General features: G+C 72.3%; 8 protein-coding genes. 3 read left to right on the top strand and 5 right to left on the bottom strand.

The genetic code is table 11. The annotated features are described in order from the left end of the window. Window positions 1-164: 164 nt before the first annotated feature. Window positions 165-4514: a PAS domain S-box protein gene (locus WMF26_RS21455; RefSeq protein WP_438001858.1), complete on the bottom strand. Its 4350-nt coding sequence runs from the start codon at window positions 4512-4514 to the stop codon at window positions 165-167. A 315-nt stretch (window positions 4515-4829) separates the two neighbouring features. On the opposite strand from WMF26_RS21455, the gene WMF26_RS21450 reads away from it, so the two are divergent. Continuing rightward, the gene (locus WMF26_RS21450; protein ID WP_438001857.1) at window positions 4830-5540 is read left to right on the top strand and encodes a PA14 domain-containing protein; all 711 of its coding nucleotides are present in this window, start codon (window positions 4830-4832) and stop codon (window positions 5538-5540) included. Between the two features lie 27 nt (window positions 5541-5567). Here WMF26_RS21450 and WMF26_RS21445 read toward each other — a convergent pair whose 3' ends face one another. From WMF26_RS21445 to WMF26_RS21435, 3 genes are all read right to left on the bottom strand, one after another. Then, a complete protein-coding gene (locus WMF26_RS21445; RefSeq protein ID WP_438001856.1) occupies window positions 5568-7106 on the bottom strand; it encodes a hypothetical protein in 1539 nt (512 codons plus the stop codon). Window positions 7107-7223: 117 nt separating this feature from the next. After that, window positions 7224-8585, bottom strand: coding sequence for a TIGR03013 family XrtA/PEP-CTERM system glycosyltransferase (locus tag WMF26_RS21440; RefSeq protein WP_020736272.1), 1362 nt, complete (start codon window positions 8583-8585; stop codon window positions 7224-7226). A 417-nt stretch (window positions 8586-9002) separates the two neighbouring features. Further along, complete coding sequence (locus WMF26_RS21435; RefSeq protein ID WP_438001855.1) at window positions 9003-10466, bottom strand: hypothetical protein; 1464 nt, start codon at window positions 10464-10466, stop codon at window positions 9003-9005. Window positions 10467-10761: 295 nt separating this feature from the next. On the opposite strand from WMF26_RS21435, the gene WMF26_RS21430 reads away from it, so the two are divergent. After that, a complete protein-coding gene (locus tag WMF26_RS21430) occupies window positions 10762-12060 on the top strand; it encodes a glycosyltransferase family 4 protein (RefSeq protein ID WP_438001854.1) in 1299 nt (432 codons plus the stop codon). 70 nt (window positions 12061-12130) lie between these two features. On the opposite strand, the gene WMF26_RS21425 is transcribed toward WMF26_RS21430, so the two are convergent. Beyond that, window positions 12131-12742, bottom strand: coding sequence for a hypothetical protein (locus WMF26_RS21425; RefSeq protein ID WP_438001853.1), 612 nt, complete (start codon window positions 12740-12742; stop codon window positions 12131-12133). Window positions 12743-13202: 460 nt separating this feature from the next. On the opposite strand from WMF26_RS21425, the gene WMF26_RS21420 reads away from it, so the two are divergent. After that, the gene (locus WMF26_RS21420; protein WP_438001852.1) at window positions 13203-15719 is read left to right on the top strand and encodes a hypothetical protein; all 2517 of its coding nucleotides are present in this window, start codon (window positions 13203-13205) and stop codon (window positions 15717-15719) included. Window position 15720 lies beyond the last annotated feature (1 nt).

Raw genomic sequence — 15720 nt, 5'->3', positions numbered from 1 at the left:
GCACCGCATCGGAATCTTCGATGCCCGGCCGTCAGGCCGCTTTCTCCAGGGCCGCTCGACAGCCTGTTGAGCCCGTTGACCTGGCCGCGCGCCGTCACAGGCTGGGCCATCGCTGTGCCGCAGGCCCTGCGCTCGCCGCGCCGCTCGCGCCGTAGGCCCTGCCCTCACCGCGCCATCACGCGCTGGATGGCCGCGTCGAGGTCGCGGAAGCTCACCGGCTTGATGAGGTGCTCCAGGAAGCCGGCGCGGATCGTCTTGCGGCGATCCTCCTCCATGCCGTAGCCGCTCAACGCGATGGCCTTGAGCTCGTGGCCGGCGGACCGGATCGACGCGATCAGGTCCGTGCCGCTGCCGTCGGGCAGCCCGAGGTCGCTCACGAGCAGATCGAACGCCTCCGCCCCGACCAGGTCGAGCGCGGCGCGCACGCTCCGGGCGATGCGCACCGTGTGGCCGGTCAGCGTGAGCAGCTCGCTCATCATCTCCGCCGTGTCCTCGTGGTCCTCCACGAGCAGGATGCGCAGCGCGCGCCTCGGCGCGGCCGTCCCGGCGGTCTTCGCCTGCGTCGGCGTGGCGGCCGCAGGCGGCCTCGCGGCGGGCAGGAGGACGCGGAAGGTCGCCCCGGCCCCCCGACCAGGGCTCGACGCCGTGATCGTGCCGCCGTGCAGCTGCACGATCGCGCGCGAGATCGCGAGCCCGAGGCCGAGCCCGCCGAAGTGCCGCGTCGTGTCCGCGTTCCCCTGCTCGAAGGCGTCGAAGATCCGCGGCAGCACCTCGGGCTCGATGCCGACCCCCTGATCCCGCACCTCGATGACCACCTGCGCGGCCTCGTCATAGCAGCAGAGCTCGATCTGCGACCCGGGATAGCTGAACTTCACCGCGTTCTTCAGGAGGTTCCAGACCACCTGCTCCAGCCGGGCGACGTCCGCCGAGACCCAGTGCTCGCCGGGCGCGACGTCGAGCGTCAGCCGGATGCTCTTCGCGTCGACCTCGTCGGCGCAGATCTCCATCGCGTGCTCCAGCACCGTGCGCGCCGCGACCGTGTGCGTGACCAGCTCGAGCTTGCCTCGAACCACCCGCGTCAGGTCCAGGAGATCGTCGATGAGGCGCGCCTCGAGCTCGGCGTTGCGCTGGATCATCTCGACGCCTCGGCGGACCTCGTCGGGCAGGTCGTCGCGGCGGAGCAGCCGCGACGCGGCGGTGACCACCGGCGTGAGCGGCGTCCTGAGCTCGTGCGACAGGACGGCCAGGAACTGATCCTTCGTGCGGTTCGCGTGCTCCGCGGCCTCGCGCGCCGTGATGAGCTCCGCCTCGACCTCCTTGCGCCGCGTGATGTCCTGCACCACCGCCATCGTGTGGGTGATGCGGCCGCCCGCGTCCCGCACCGCCGTCACCGTGGTGCTCGCCCAGAGGCGCCTCGCGTCCCTCGTCACGTAGCGGTTCTCGAGCGCGAAGTCGCTGATCTCGCCGCGCAGCAGCCGCTCGTACCGATCGGCGACGGCGCTCGCGTCCTCCGGGGCCGTGACGTCGAGGAGCGCCTTGCCGAGGAGCTCCGTCGCCTCGTGCCCGAGCATGCCGGCGAACTTCCTGTTCACCCGCACGAAGCGGCCCGTGGCGGGCTCGCACTGGACCTTGCCGACCACGGCGCTCTCGAAGATCAGGCGGAAGTCCTCCTCGCTCGCGCGGAGCGCCTCCTCCGCGCGCTTGCGCCGCGTGATGTCGGTCAGCATCGCGGACGCCCCGATGATCGCGCCGCCGGCGTCGTGGATGGGCGCGACGCTGATCGAGACGTGGACCCGATCGCCGCCGCGCGCGATCCCCACCGTCTCCACGGGCTCCACCCGCTCGCCGCCGAGCACCCGCTCGAGGACGGCCCGCATCTCGTCGGCGCGCTCGGGCGCGATGATGAGGTGCACGGGGCGGCCGGTCACGTCCCTCTCGGCGTAGCCGAACATCCGCTCCGCGGCCGCGTTCCAGCTCGTGATCGCCCCGTCGACCGCCGCGCCGAGGATCGCCTGCTCGGCCGACGCGACGATCGCGGCGAGCCGGCCGCGCTGCTCCTCGGCCTCCTTGACGCTCGTCACGTTCACGAGCGTGACGACCACGCCCGAGATGACGTTCGCCAGCGTGCGGTACGGCAGCACCCGCAGCATGTAGCAGCAGCGGCCGTCCTCGAGCTGCACCTCCCGCTCCTTCGGCGCGAGCGTCCGCAGCACGTCGCGCGCGTCCGCGACGAGCGAGGAGGCGTCGAAGCGCGCCGCGATGTCGAGGATGGATCGACCGATGTCGCCCTCGATCAGCCGGAAGACCTCCGTCGCCGCGGGCGTGAACCGCCGGATCCTGAGCTCGTCGTCGAGGAACACCGTCGGGATCCGGGTGCTGAGCAGGAGGTTCTGGAGGTCGTCGTTGGCCGCGTCGAGGGCCTCGATCTTCGACTTCAGCTCGCTGTTCAGCGTCTCGAACTCCTCGTTCAGGCTCTGGAGCTCCTCGTTCATGCTGAGGAGCTCCTCGTTCGAGCTCTTCAGCTCCTCGTTCGACGTCTCGAGCTCCTCGATCGTCGTCTGGAGGTGCTCCCGCGTGGCCTTGAGCTCGTGCTCGAGCTGGTCGACGAGCGACGCGCTCTCCCGCCGCGGGCCGGGCGGCGGCGCCTCGCCCCGCGCCGCCGGCCGGAGCTCGTCGAACACGACGACGAACAGGCCGAGGTCGTCCTCGAGGCCGCCGAGCGGCCGCACGACGAGGTTGAGGCGCTGCGTCCCGGCGATGGTCTCGACCGCGATGTTCTCGTGGACCACCTGCTCGCGCATCCTTACGGCGCGGTGCACGGCCGACCGCACCTCGGGGCGCAGCGCCCGCAGCACCATGTTCGAGACGTTGACGTCGAGCGCCCCCGTCGACGGCGCGAGGTACTTCCCCGTCTCGCCGGACAGGTACACGATGTCGCCCTGCTCGTTCACGACGACGCACGGCGGCCCGTAGCGCTCGAGGAGGCACCGCTCGATGGTGCGCTCGATGCTCTGCTCGGCCGACCAGGCGCCGCGGCGCGCGAGCTCGCCCGCGCGCCCGTCCACCCCGGTCCGCTCGGCGAGCGGGAGCCGCGGCAGCGCGTGCCCGACGGCGCGCTTCTTCTGGAAGATCCGCCGCTTGCCGTCGATGGGGCGGAACAGGTCGCTCCGCTGCGACACGCTCTCCGAGGGGCCGAGGAGCAGGTAGCCGTCATCGACGAGCGCGTAGTGGAAGACCCCGAGCACCCGCCGCTGGAGCTCGCCCTCGAGGTAGATGAGGACGTTGCGGCACGAGATCAGATCGAGCCGCGAGAACGGCGGATCCCTGGTGAGATCGTGCCGGGAGAAGACGCAGACGTCGCGGATCGCCTTGGCGACCGAGCGGGCGCCGCCCTCCTCGGCGACGAGGAAGCGCGCGAGCCGGCCCGACGCGATGAGCTGCGTCGCCTCCCTCGGGTAGCGCCCCTGCCGGGCGATCTCGATGGCCTGGTCGTCCACGTCGGTGCCGAAGATCTGCACGCGCGGGGCCGCGGGCAGCTGCTCGACGTGCTCCATGAGGAGCATCGCGATCGTGTAGACCTCCTCGCCGGTGGCGCAGCCCGGCACCCAGACGCGGATCGGGCGGTCCGCCTCGCGCTCCGCGAAGAGCGCCGGCACGATCTCCTCCCGCACCGCCTCGAACGTCTCCGGATCGCGGAAGAACTCGGTCACGCCGATGAGGAGATCGCGGACGAGCTGCGTCGGCTCGTCCGCCTCCCGCCGGAGCAGCGCCATGTAGTCGGCGATCGAGGTCGCCCGCAGCACCTGGGCCCGGTGCTGCACCCGCCGGACCAGCGTGGTCCGCTTGTACTGGCGGAAGTCGTGCCCCGTGCGCTCGAGGAGCAGCGCGCAGATCTCCGGCAGCCGCGCGGCGATCTCCTCGACGAGGTCCGCGCGATCCCCCTCCGCGGGCAGGCGCCGCGCGTACTCGAGCAGCGCGGCGGGGATGTCGCGGAGGGCGAGCACGTAGTTGACGAGCCCGGTGTCGATCGCGTGCCGCGGCATCTCCGGGTGAGCGGCGGTCGCGGGGTGCTGCGCGATCGTGAGCCCGCCGTGCTCTCGGACGACCTTGAGCCCGCTCACGCCGTCGTGCCCCGAGCCGGAGAGCACCACCGCCACCGCCCGCTGCTTCGCCTCTTCGGCGAGCGACCGGAGCAGCGCGTCCATCGCCGCGCGGTGCCCGCGCGGCTCCGCGAGGCGGCTCAGCCGGAAGACGCCGTCCTGGATCGTCGCCGTGGCGTGCGAGGGGGTGACGTAGACGTGGCTCGGCTGGATCGGCAGCCCGTCCGTCGCCTCCAGCACGGGCATGCCCGTGTGGGCCGCGAGCAGCTGCGACATCACGCCCGCGTTGTGCGGCTCGAGGTGCACGAGCACGAAGGCGAACCCGCTGTCGGGCGGCATCGCCGAGAGGAAGGCCCTGAAGGCCTCCAGGCCCCCCGCCGACGCCCCGAGCGCGACGACGAGGCTGTCGGCCAACCGTGTTCGCTGGGGCGACGGGACCCCCGTCGCGGCATCGCGGCTCTCACCGTCGCTTCGCATCAAAGCCCCCGACGCTTAGTACACGTCTGGGACAACAGCCAGCGAACGTCGGCGCGAAGCGCGGCCGGGAGCGCCATAAGGATCTACCCGACCGCCATATCCAGGTGCGCCACCTCCTGGGAGCGCTCGTGGCTCGGTCGTCACACGTCGTCCCCGCGGGCGCGAATGCGACGCTTGTCCTTGACAAATCGCATCATCTCCGCGTGCATAGCCGCCGAGCGGCCGGACCGGCCGCGGAGACACGGAGCGCTTATGAGTCGATTTCTTATCTGGTGGAGGGCGACGTCCGTCACGGTGAAGGCGGCGGCGGCGTGCGCCGTGGTGGGCGCCCTGGGCGCCGCGGTGCTCGTCGGGCGCTGCGCCGTGACGACGCAGGCGGAGCCGCCGCGGGCCGGGCCGGTCCTCGTGAGCGGCGCGGTGGTCACGATCGACGCGGTGCCCGCCGCGCCGCCGGGGGTCGTCGTGGTCGGGCAGGCGACGGACTTCGGCGGGCCCGAGACCGCGGGGGTGAACGCGCTGCGCGGCCTCGTGTACTTCGTGCCGAACGGCACGTCGCACCTCCTGAACACCGCCTCGCTGAGCCCGGTCGCGGTCCTCTACACGCCGCGGCTCGATATCTCGCCGCGGTCCTGGCAGAGCGGCTTCCCGGGCGTGCCCGGCGGACGCAACGAGTGGTTCCAGATCTCGTACGAGGGAGAGTTCGTGACCTCGCGCAGCGGAGCGCACCAGTTCGAGCTGCTCTCCGACGACGGCTCCAGGCTCTTCATCGACGACCGGGTGGTGGCCGAGAACGACGGCCGGCACGAGCCGCAGAGCGCGCAGGGCGCGGTGATGCTGGAGCCGGGGAAGCACCGGATCCGGATCGGCTATTTCCAGGGGCCGCGCTTCGAGATCGCGCTGCAGCTCTTCGTGACGCCCCCGCAGGGCGGCCGGCAGATCCTCGACATCTCCCGGGTGCTCTGAGCGCGGCGCGCGCGGCGGCCGCGCCCCTCAGCCGCCGCGCTGCGCGAGCGCGAGCAGCGCCTTGACCTTTGCGTACGAGACGTAGGGGTTGTCCTCGGTGCCCCCGAGATCGTCGCTGTCCTCGCCGGTCCCCTGGGCCCGGACCGGCATCCACGCGTAGTCGGGGTGGAGCTCCTTGCCGTTGATCCCGTTGACGATCGACGGGTTCTTGATCCACTCCCCCCCGAGGATCGTGAGATCGCTGTCGAGCTCGAGCACGTAGTGCAGCTCCGAGACCGAGAGCGGGACGTCGCGCTGGGCGGGCGGGAGGAGCAGCGTCTCGCCGGTGACCGAATCGGAGATCATCCAGAATCGCGCGGCCACGCGGACGAAGCGCCTCGCGGCCGGGTTCATCCGGTAGTTGTAACAGTCGGCGCCCATGTACGCGCCGCCGCACAGGAGCCGCGCGGCGTCTTGCGGGCCGATCTCCTCGATGGTGTCGATCGAGAACTGTTTCACGGGGAAGCTCCACACCTCCGCGTCCCAGGTGTGGTCGACGATGAACATGAGCCGCTGTTTCTGGGTCGACTCGCCGGAGAGCGGCTTCGCGCCGACCCCGAGCAGCCCGGTCATGGCGACGTGCATCGTGGCGGGGTTGAGGTCGCGGCAGGCGGGGTCGAGCGGCCTGCCGTAGATGTCGCGCGCCGTCCGATCCGCCCGAGTCTCGCAGCGGCGCCCCGAGAAGGTCACCGCGTCGCTGAAGTAGACCTCGCTCATGAGCGCCTCGATGTCCGCCATGCGGAACAGGACGCACCCGGTCTCCGCCGCGGCGCACTCGGTCACCTTCGAGTCGACGAGCTTCACCCGGACGTCGCGGCGAGGCCCGGCGCCCTCGGCGGCGACGTACGCCGACCACCCGTTGCAGTGCCCCCACCAGTACTCCGGATAGATCCCCTGGTAGAGCCCGTGATGCTGCAGCTCCCAGCGCGTCGCCGGACCGGCCACGACCACCGCCGGCTGGATGTAGGGCGGGTTGCGCAGGTACGGGGGCCTCCGGAGGTCGTCCGCGCTCCACGTGGCGATGCTCGCGAGCGACTCCATCTGTCCCGGGTGGAAGAGAACGTCGTATTTCTCGACGGGAGAGAGGTTGTCCGGGTCGGAGGTCCGATCGGAGTAGTTCTTGAACATCGAATTCCAGCGGTCGGCGATGCCGTTCTGCCGCTGGGGCCACCAGTTCGAGGGGAACGCGCTCGACTGCGCCTCGCCTTGCAGCAGCGTCGTGTCGAGCCGGAGCCGGGCGCCCTGGAGATCGGGGTGCAGGTGCGAGGGCAGGTTGGCGCCGTCGATCGCCTCGCGGGCGCCGGTCGTAGGGATGAGCAGCTGGTGGGCGCCGCCGAGGATCTGGCCGGTCTCGGGCGTGTAGCCGAGCACGTAGGGCACGGGCCCACCCTCGATGAAGCGGAAGGCGGGGCCGTTCACGCTGCTCTGCGCGGCGGCGACGCGCTCGTCCGGCGCCCGGTCGAGCTCCGCGCAGCCCAGGAGCAGAAACACCGAGCTCACGATGCCCGCCTTCATCCGCGTCTTCATCGCTGATCCCCCCGGAGACCGACGCTCGCCGATCCCTCGGGCGTTCTCTGCAGAGGCCGCGCCACCGGGCGCGTCGTTAAAGAGCGCAGCCATTGCACGCGTCGGCAGCCGGAGCATTCACCGTGCGCCGATGCGCCAGAGCACGACCTTCACGGTGTCGATGAGGATGGAGATATCGAACCAGAGCGAGAAGCTCTTCATGTAATAGAGATCGTACTGGAGCTTCTCCAGCGCGTCCTCGGCGGACGCGCCGTAACGGCAGCGCACCTGCGCGTGCCCCGTCACGCCCGGCTTCACGCAGAGCCGCTGCCGGAAGAAGGGGATCTGCTTCTCCAGCGCCTCGATGAACTCGGGGCGCTCGGGCCGCGGCCCCACCATGCTCATCTCGCCGACGAGCACGTTCCAGAGCTGAGGCAGCTCGTCGAGCCGCGTCTTCCGGATGAACCGCCCGACCCGGGTCACGCGCGGATCGTTCTCGATGGCCCACGCGGCCCCGTTCTTCTCGGCGTCGGTCCGCATCGACCGGAATTTGTGGATGCGGAACGGCTTCCCGAGGGCGCCTGTCCGGATCTGCGAATAGAGCGCCGGTCCCCTGGAGTCGACCTTCACCGCGATGGCCGTGAGCGCCATCAGCGGCAATGCGAGCACGAGCCCGGCGCTCGCGCATACGACGTCGAAGAGCCGCTTCGCGACCAGCGTCCGCCGCCGCACGCGGAAGCCGTGAGAGAAGATGATCTGGCTCGGCTTCAGCTCGCGCACGCAGATCTTGCCGGTCACGCGCTCGTAGAAGTCCATGCCCTCCTCGATCTGGACGCCGCGGAACTTCAGATCGAGCAGCTCCTCCAGCGGGAAGGCGGCGCGCCGATCGGGGATCGCCACGATCACCACCGCGACGCCGCGCTGCTCGACGAGGCGCCGGAGATCCCGGGTCCTGCCCGCGATCTCGGGATCGTCGATCGGCTCTTCGTCCCTGACGAGCCGGCCGGCGAGGCGCAGCCCGAGGACGTCTCCGTCTTTCCGGATGAGGGACGCGCACGTGCGGGCGAGCTCGCCCGACCCCAGCACGACCGCCAGCGTGGAGAAGCTCTCGCTGCTCAGCACCCGATTGCACGCCGCGCGCCACGCCGGGAGCACGATCGCCGCTGCCCCGAGCGACGTCAGGAGCACCCGGTCGCCGAGCTCCGCGTCCGGCACGAGCCAGAACGCGAGCCACAGCACCGCCGCCGCCATGCCGAGCGCCCGGAACATCGTCAGGAACAGCGCGCGCGCCCTGGGCGGCTCCGGCCCGTACAGGCCGTGATAGTAGAGCGACGCCAGCGCGACCAGCGAGATGCTCAGCGTCTGCCCGAAGCGCTCTCCGTCGAGCGCGTGCTCCCAGCCCACGAGCACGCCCGGCGCGCAACACACCAGGAGCGAGAGCAGGCTGGCCTCGACAAACCACACCATGGCCCGGCGCGGCGACCGGAACAGCTCCAGCATCGTCCCTCCCCACTCGTCTAGCCCAGCGCCCCGGGCGGTCGCGCGCCACGGCGCATCGCCTCCGGCGGGGCACACACGGTTGTAGTTGGACCCACATTAGAGCGGACCGGGGCAGAACGCCAGATGCCTCCGACGAATCTCGTCCATCGGCGGCGGACTGAGCCGCCGCGCGCGAAGCCGGGCGCGGCGCAATCGACGACATCGCGGGCGGTTGCGCCGGGAATGCGCGGTGACGAGGGGAGTCGCGCCGAGAGAACGCTGTCGACGGACTGCGTACGTCGTCTCCGGGCGCGCGCTCGGGGAGCTTTGCGGATCGGCGGCGCGGCGAGCGCGTCGCTCCGGCCGGGAGCGCGCTTTGCCCCGTCGTGTCGAACAGGGGCGTTGAACGGGTGTGTCGAACAGGTATGTCGACGCGGCTTATCGCGCGCCGACGTCACCGGCGCGCGCGGGCGGCGTCTCCCGCGGGGCCTCGCCGGGGGCGGCGGTGTCGCCGGAGGCGGCGCTGCGGTCGTCGCGCTCGCCGCCCGGCTCGGGCGGTCGCCAGCGGCCGGACGGCATTCCCTGGATCATCGCGGCGCGGCGCTCGTCGTCCCATGCGCCGTCGGGATCGCGGCGCACGGTCCGGTGGCGATCCGTCGACAGCGTCCCCGAGATCCCGGCCATCACGATGCTCCTCAGCGAGCCGCCGACCTCGCCTGCGCTCGGCGCCGGGTCGAGCGCGGCGCGCACGAACTCCAGGTCGACGCCGCCGCGCAGCGCGATCCCGCGCGCCAGGGGATAGGCGATCTCCGCGCCCGCGAGCGCCGTGGTCGTGGACAGCGAGCCTTCCCTGGAGGGCGCCGGCGCGCCGGGGGCGAGGTGGAGCGGCGGATTCGCGGCGACGGGGGCGCTGCCGGTCGAGAAGCGGGCGACGCCGGTCACGAGGAGATCGCGGGTCGCGCCGCCCCGCGCGGGCCGGAAGCTCGCTTCGAGGGACGCCTCGTGCTCGTGCCCGAATCCGATCCTCGGCCCGAGCGACGTATAGGCGTACGCGTACCCCGCTGTCAGCCTGTAGCGCTCCTGTACGTAGGTGAGACCGACCCGCGCCGTCGGCGCGATCACCGCGTCGCGCGACGACAGCACGGGCGGCGGGCTCGCGACGGTCACGCCGCCCGAGGCGCGCGCCGAGGCGTTGCGCGTGAGCTCGTGAGTCGCGGACAGGAGCGCCGCGCCGGCGTGGACGCGGGCCTCCCCGCGCGTGAGCTCGGTGTCGAGCAGCGCGTGATGATACTGGGTGATCTCGTACCGGAGCTCGGGGGTCAGCGTGTCCAGCGCGCCGAGGTCGATCGACGTGCTCACCTGGGCCCGCCCCGTGTGCGCGTCGATCCCGGCCCCGGCCGGGTCGTCGGCCGACAGCGCGCCGGCCTGCTCGTACCCGAGCTCGAGGCGCGCCGCGGCTCGCCGCGATGTCGCGATGGACAGGGCCGGTCCCCCGGAGAGCGTGTATTGCAGGCGATTGCCGTACAGGAACGGATCGCGCGCGGCGAGCGCGTCGGCGGCGCGCACGCCGAGGCGGGTCGCCAGGTAGCCGGCCGCCGCCATCGAGAGGTCCGCATGCGGCGAGAGCGTCCAGCCCGCTCCCCCGCCGAGGCGCGCCGAGACGCTGTCGGACGGCGCGGAGCGCGCCGCGTCGAGCGAGACCTGAAGGACCCGCCCGTAGCTCCCGTCGACGCTGAAACCGTAGCGCGAGCTCTCGCCGCGCAGCGAGCCCTCGACCGAGCCCTCGACGCCGGCCATCAGCGCGCCGGAGCCCACGTCCCCGACGCTCGACGCCACGCTCTGCTCCACCGCCGCCTGCGCCGTCACGTCGGACTCCCACATCGGCAAGACGAACGAGAACACGCGCCCCCTTGCTGTCGAGCGGCACGCCGCGCGGCGGGCGCGACCCGAATCGGCCGCCCTTCCCTCCCCGGCAGCACGCCCGGCGCCCGGAGCGTCCCACGTTCGTTAATGTTTGCAACATTACAAATCTGACCCGGCATGCGCGGGTGTGGCGCGCGGCGGCGACCTGAGCGCTCCTCGGGGGCTGGCACCGCGGGCTCTCGCGGCGTGGACGTGCGCAGGCAGGGCGGGACGTACCTCGAGTCGGCCCCTGCCCCGCTGGGGCGGAAGGACGGCTCGTAATATGAGTTACATCATGAAATTCGGCGTGGGCGCGGGCGTGGAGGAGGAAGGCTTGTCGAGGCCGCTGCGCGTTCTCTGGGTGACGCGCATCTTTCCGAACCGGGTTGAGCCGCTGTCGTGCGCGTTCCAGCGGCAGCAGCTCGCGGCGCTGTCGCGGCGCTGCGAGGTGGAGGTGCTGGCCGCGATCCCGTACCACCCGGGCGTATCGCTCCTGGGCGGGCGCACGCGGCCGGGCCGGCTGACGGCGGTGCCTGAGCGCGACGAGATCGACGGCGTGCAGGTGGTGCACCCGCGCGCGCCGTACCTGCCGGGGGCGGGCCGCGTGCTGGCGCCGGTGAACGCGCCGCTCTACCTGGCGGGGCTCCTGCCCTACGTCCCGCGGCTGCGCGGGCGGTTCGACGTCGTGCTGGGGGCGTGGCTGTACCCCGACGCCTGCGCGGCGGCGCTGCTCGCCCGGATGCTCGGCCTCCCCTATGCGGTGAAGGCCCATGGCACGGACGTGAACGTCGTCGCCCGCTGGCGCTCTGTGCGCCCGCTCGTCGGCGGCGCGCTCCGGTCCGCCGCGTACGCGATCGGCGTGAGCCGTCCGATGGTGGAGGCGCTCGCGGCGCTCGGCGCCCCGCGGGATCGCGCGGTCCTCGTCCGCAACGGGGTCGACCGCGCGCTCTTCCGCCCGGCGGACCGGCGCGCCGCCCGGCGCGAGCTCGGGCTCCCGGAGCGCGGGCGCGTGGTGACGTTCGTCGGGAACGTCCTCCGCGAGAAGGGCATTCACGAGCTGCTGCGCGCGTTCGAGGCGATCGACCGGGATAGCGGCGACGGCGGTGAGCCGATCCACCTCGTGGTCGTCGGCGACGGCCCGGAGCGGACGGCGGTCGAGCAGGCGGCGCTGCGGCGTGATCGCGAGGGCGGGTCGGCCGAGCTGCGGGGCGAGCGAGGCCGGATCATCGCGGTCGGGGCGCGGCCGCTCGCCCAGGTTGCCCGCCACCTCGCGGCGACGGATCTGCTGGCGCTCCCGAGCTGGGCGGAGGGCACCCCGAACGTGGTGCTCGAGGCGCTGGCCGCGGCGCGGCCCGTGGTGGCGACGCGCGTGGGGGGCATTCCGGACGTGGTGACGCCGGGGCGCACCGGGCTGCTCGTCCCGCCGCGCGACGCCGGAGCGCTCGGCCGCGCGCTGCGCGACGCGCTCGCGCGGACCTGGGACGACGGCGCGTTCGCCGAGGCGGCGCCGCCGTCCTGGGAGGAGAGCGCGGAGGCGCTGCGCCGGCTGCTCGCGCGGGCGGCGTTCGGAGAAGGCGGGCGGGCCGCGGCCTGACGCCTGGGACGTCGCGCGGCGCCGCGGCGCCGGGCCCGGGCGTGACCGCGCAGCCCCCTCCCCTCGCCGCTCACCCCCACGAGATCGACCAGGTGCACCGCGGCGCCCCGCGGTGCCTGCAGGTCGTGTGCTCGACCGCGATGCGCCGGCTGCCCGCGAGCGCCAGGCCCGCCTCGATCCAGCCGGAGATGCCCTGACTGCACAGGTAGAGCGGCAAGCCGCCGCCCGAGAGCGTGACCCTCCCCGCGACCTCGCTGACGACCCGCACGCTGAAGTCGCCGTATTTGAAGTAAGTCCTGTACACGAGGCCGAAGCGCTTGAAGAGCATCGACGGCGAGCTCCCCAGCGCCATCGTCTTGTAGATCGTCGTCAGATCGCTCCGGGCGACGTCCGCGCCGAAGTGGCGCATCTTCTCCATCCTGCCGGCGAAGACGCCGTGGATGAGCGCGCAGTCGATCTCGATGAGCGGCGCCATTTCGTTCCAGGTCGACGGGATCGGCGGATCGCTGAGATAGCGGGCCGCCTGCGGCGACAGCTGGCGGCCGAGATCCGCCACGAACCGCTCGCCATAGCTCTGCCGCAGCGTCTGGGCGCGCGAGCCGATCAGGGTGCCTTTCACGAGATTGCCCTCGCCGACGATCTGTGGATCGCCGAGGAACGGGGAGAAGTCTGGTGCGAGCATACTGCGGAGGGCTCCCATCTTCTCATAGTGTAGCGGCAGATCCGCGCCCATGTGCGACAGATTCGCGTCACCTCCTCCTTTCTGAACCGGGCCAGCCGCCCGGAGACGGGCAGCGCGGCGGCCTCGTTGCTCGTCCTGCGCGTCGTCCTGCGCGTCGTCACCGGGCTCGAGCACCAGCTTTCGACAGCGGCGCGGCTCGAGCGGCATGCTGGTCGCGTTGGCCGTGTTGGTCGCGTTGGTTGCGCCGGTTGCGCCGGGCGCCATGTTTCGACAATGTTTCTTGAATGTTTCGCGGGTGCGAGCTTCGGCGCCTGGCGCCGGGCGGCCGTTCGGCAGGAACGCTCGGCGCTTTCGGGGTGACGCGGGGCGCGCACGCTTGTACCCGGCATGACGCGTGCTGCTCGGCGTCGATCGACGCTGGCCGGCGCGGCTGTTCGCGCCGAGCAACATTGAGGATCCCATGCGACCGATTCACCACATCCTCACCGCCGCGGCGCTCTCTCTGAGCCTTGTCGGCGCGGCGGCGCGCGCCGACGCGGCGCCCACCGCAGGGCACCCGCGACTCTGGCTCACGAAAGACCACCTCCCCAGGCTGCGCGGGTGGGCGGCCGACAGCCGCAACCGCATGTACAAGGAGGCGATGCTGCCCGCGCTCCAGGGCGCCATCGCGGCGTACGACGGCCGTTTCTACCCGAATGGCCGGCCGAACCCCGCGTGGCCGGACGGCGGCACCAACGCCTACGTGCAGTATCCGACCGAGGCGTATGCCGAGTTCTTCGCCTTCATGTCGCTCATCGATCCGGACGTCGCGGCCCGCCCGGTCCACGCCGTCAGGGCGCGCAACCTGCTGATGTACGCCATCGAGGAGGCGAGCAAGGGGAGCGCCGACGGCAAGCCCTTCCGCGACCCGAAGTTCGCGACCGGCGACCGCTCGCGCTGGTGGGGCGATGGGTTCCCGCTGACGGTGGACTGGATCTACGGCGCGACCGACGCGGGCGGCCGCCCCGTGCTCTCCGCCGGGGACAAGGCCAAAATACGGCAGGTTTTTCTCAGGTGGGCTGACGACAACCTTCACGCCGCCACGGCGGGCAACGAGCACCCCCACCCGGTCGGCGTCATGAACGATCCGGCGCTGCTCCGCGATCCGCTCCAGCTCCGGTGGGCGGCGAACAACTTCTATCTCGGCCATCTGCGCCAGGTCACGCTGATGTCGCTCGCGATGGACGAGGCGGACGACCGCCCGCTCGATCCGAACACCCCGCCGGAGGCGCTCGGCAACACGCTGCGCAGCTACCGCGCGGACGCCACCGGCGCCTGGCTCTATCAGGCCTTCGCCATCTTCGAGGCGCCCGAGATCGCCGCCAAGCACCTCGGCGTCTCGCCCGACGGCCTCGGCGTGGCCAGCGGCGGCCTGCCCGTGGAGGGCTTCCTCTACGGCGGCGGGCTGGCGAGCCTCCACCAGGCGCTCCTCGCGCTCCACACGGCCGGCTACGACGCCCGCGCCCTGTCAGGCCCGCAGATCGGCCTCTTGCGCAGCGGGTACTGGGACCGGTTCTCGGACGGGTTCCTGCACTCGATGTCGCCGGGCCCGGTCACGTACCCGTCGATGCCCGACCTCGGGCCGGTGTACGAGGCGGCGAACTACGGCGACACCTTGCGGGTCCGGGTCGAGCCGCGCTTCGCCGAGGTGTTCGGCTCGCTGGGCGTCTACGACCTCCTCACCGGCAACACGGCGCGCTTGCAGAAATCGCGCTGGATCGTGGCCAACGCGTTCGAGGGCGGCGCGCCCGCGCTCTACGCGCGCACGTCCAAGGTCTGGGGCTCGCCGGTCCCGACCCGGGCCATCCTGAGCTTCTTGCTCTTCGACCCGGCAGCGCCGCTCCCGCCGGATCCTCGCCCGGCGATGCCCACCGTCTTCTTCGAGCGGGCGCCGGGCCGCGGCGCCGTGCTCGCGCGCTCGGACTGGACCAAGAGCGCGACGTGGTTCACGTGGCGGTGCGGCTGGGTCACCATCAACCACCAGCTCGGCGACTGCAATCAGATCGAGCTCTACCGGAAGGGAGAGTGGTTGACCAAGGAGCACACGAGTTACTCTAGCAACCTCATCGGGTCCACGGCCGACTACCACAACACCCTCTCTCTGCAGAACGACCAGCCGTCGCGGCTGCGCTGGTTCGAGAAGGAGCTCGCCCCGCGAGGCGGCCAGTGGCGCGAGGGGCGCGCCGCCGGCGACCCGATCGCGCGCATGAGCCGGGGCGCAGGCTACGTGTTCGCCGAGGGCGTCGCGACGGACCTCTACAACACCCGCCCGAACGCCTGGGTCCCGTCGGACGCCGCCAGCGACATCGTCCACGCGAGCCGGTCGATCGTCTGGCTGGAGCCCGATCACGTGGTGGTCTACGACCGCGCGGCCTCGCGCACCGCCGGCCGGTTCAAGCGGTTCAACCTGATGACCACCGCGGCGCCGCAGATCTCGGGCCGGACGGCCACCGCCGTGACCCCGAGGGGGCAGGCGCTGTTCGTCCAGAGCCTCCTGCCCCGCAGCGCCCGCATGACGGCCGTGCCGGTCGAGGACGTCGACGACGCGGCGGAGATGGAGCCGACGACCCACCGCCTCGTCGTGGAGGACCCGGCCGGCCCCGCGGACGTCCGCTTCCTCCACGTGCTGCAAGGCGCGGACGCGGGCGCGACGATGGACGCGGCCGTGCGGATCGAGGGCGCCCAGGGCTCCGGCGTCGAGGGCGCCCTGGTGGCCGGCCGGGCCGTCCTCTTCCGCTCGGACCTGCAAGCGACCCCGGGGCCGGTGTCCTATCGGGTGCCCGCCGCGACGCGCAGGCACGTGATCACCGGCCTCTCGCCGAGGGCCGGCTACGACGTGGCCGTCGTGCCGCAAGGGGCGGAGCTCGTGGTCCGCGTCACGCCGGGCAGCGCCCACACGACCGACGACGCGGGCGTGCTGGCGTTCGGCGCCCCGTAGC

Source organism: Sorangium sp. So ce185, from assembly GCF_051526825.1.
Classification (GTDB): Bacteria; Myxococcota_A; Polyangia; order Polyangiales; family Polyangiaceae; genus Sorangium; species Sorangium cellulosum_D.
This window is presented reverse-complemented; position numbering and strand designations above follow the sequence as displayed.

Coding starts and splice junctions, on each gene's coding strand:
- WMF26_RS21450 (WP_438001857.1), top strand. CDS start 4,830: ATGAGTCGATTTCTTATCTGGTGGAGGGCGACGTCCGTCACGGTGAAG.
- WMF26_RS21445 (WP_438001856.1), bottom strand. CDS start 7,106: ATGAAGACGCGGATGAAGGCGGGCATCGTGAGCTCGGTGTTTCTGCTC.
- WMF26_RS21440 (WP_020736272.1), bottom strand. CDS start 8,585: ATGCTGGAGCTGTTCCGGTCGCCGCGCCGGGCCATGGTGTGGTTTGTC.
- WMF26_RS21430 (WP_438001854.1), top strand. CDS start 10,762: ATGAAATTCGGCGTGGGCGCGGGCGTGGAGGAGGAAGGCTTGTCGAGG.
- WMF26_RS21425 (WP_438001853.1), bottom strand. CDS start 12,742: ATGCTCGCACCAGACTTCTCCCCGTTCCTCGGCGATCCACAGATCGTC.
- WMF26_RS21420 (WP_438001852.1), top strand. CDS start 13,203: ATGCGACCGATTCACCACATCCTCACCGCCGCGGCGCTCTCTCTGAGC.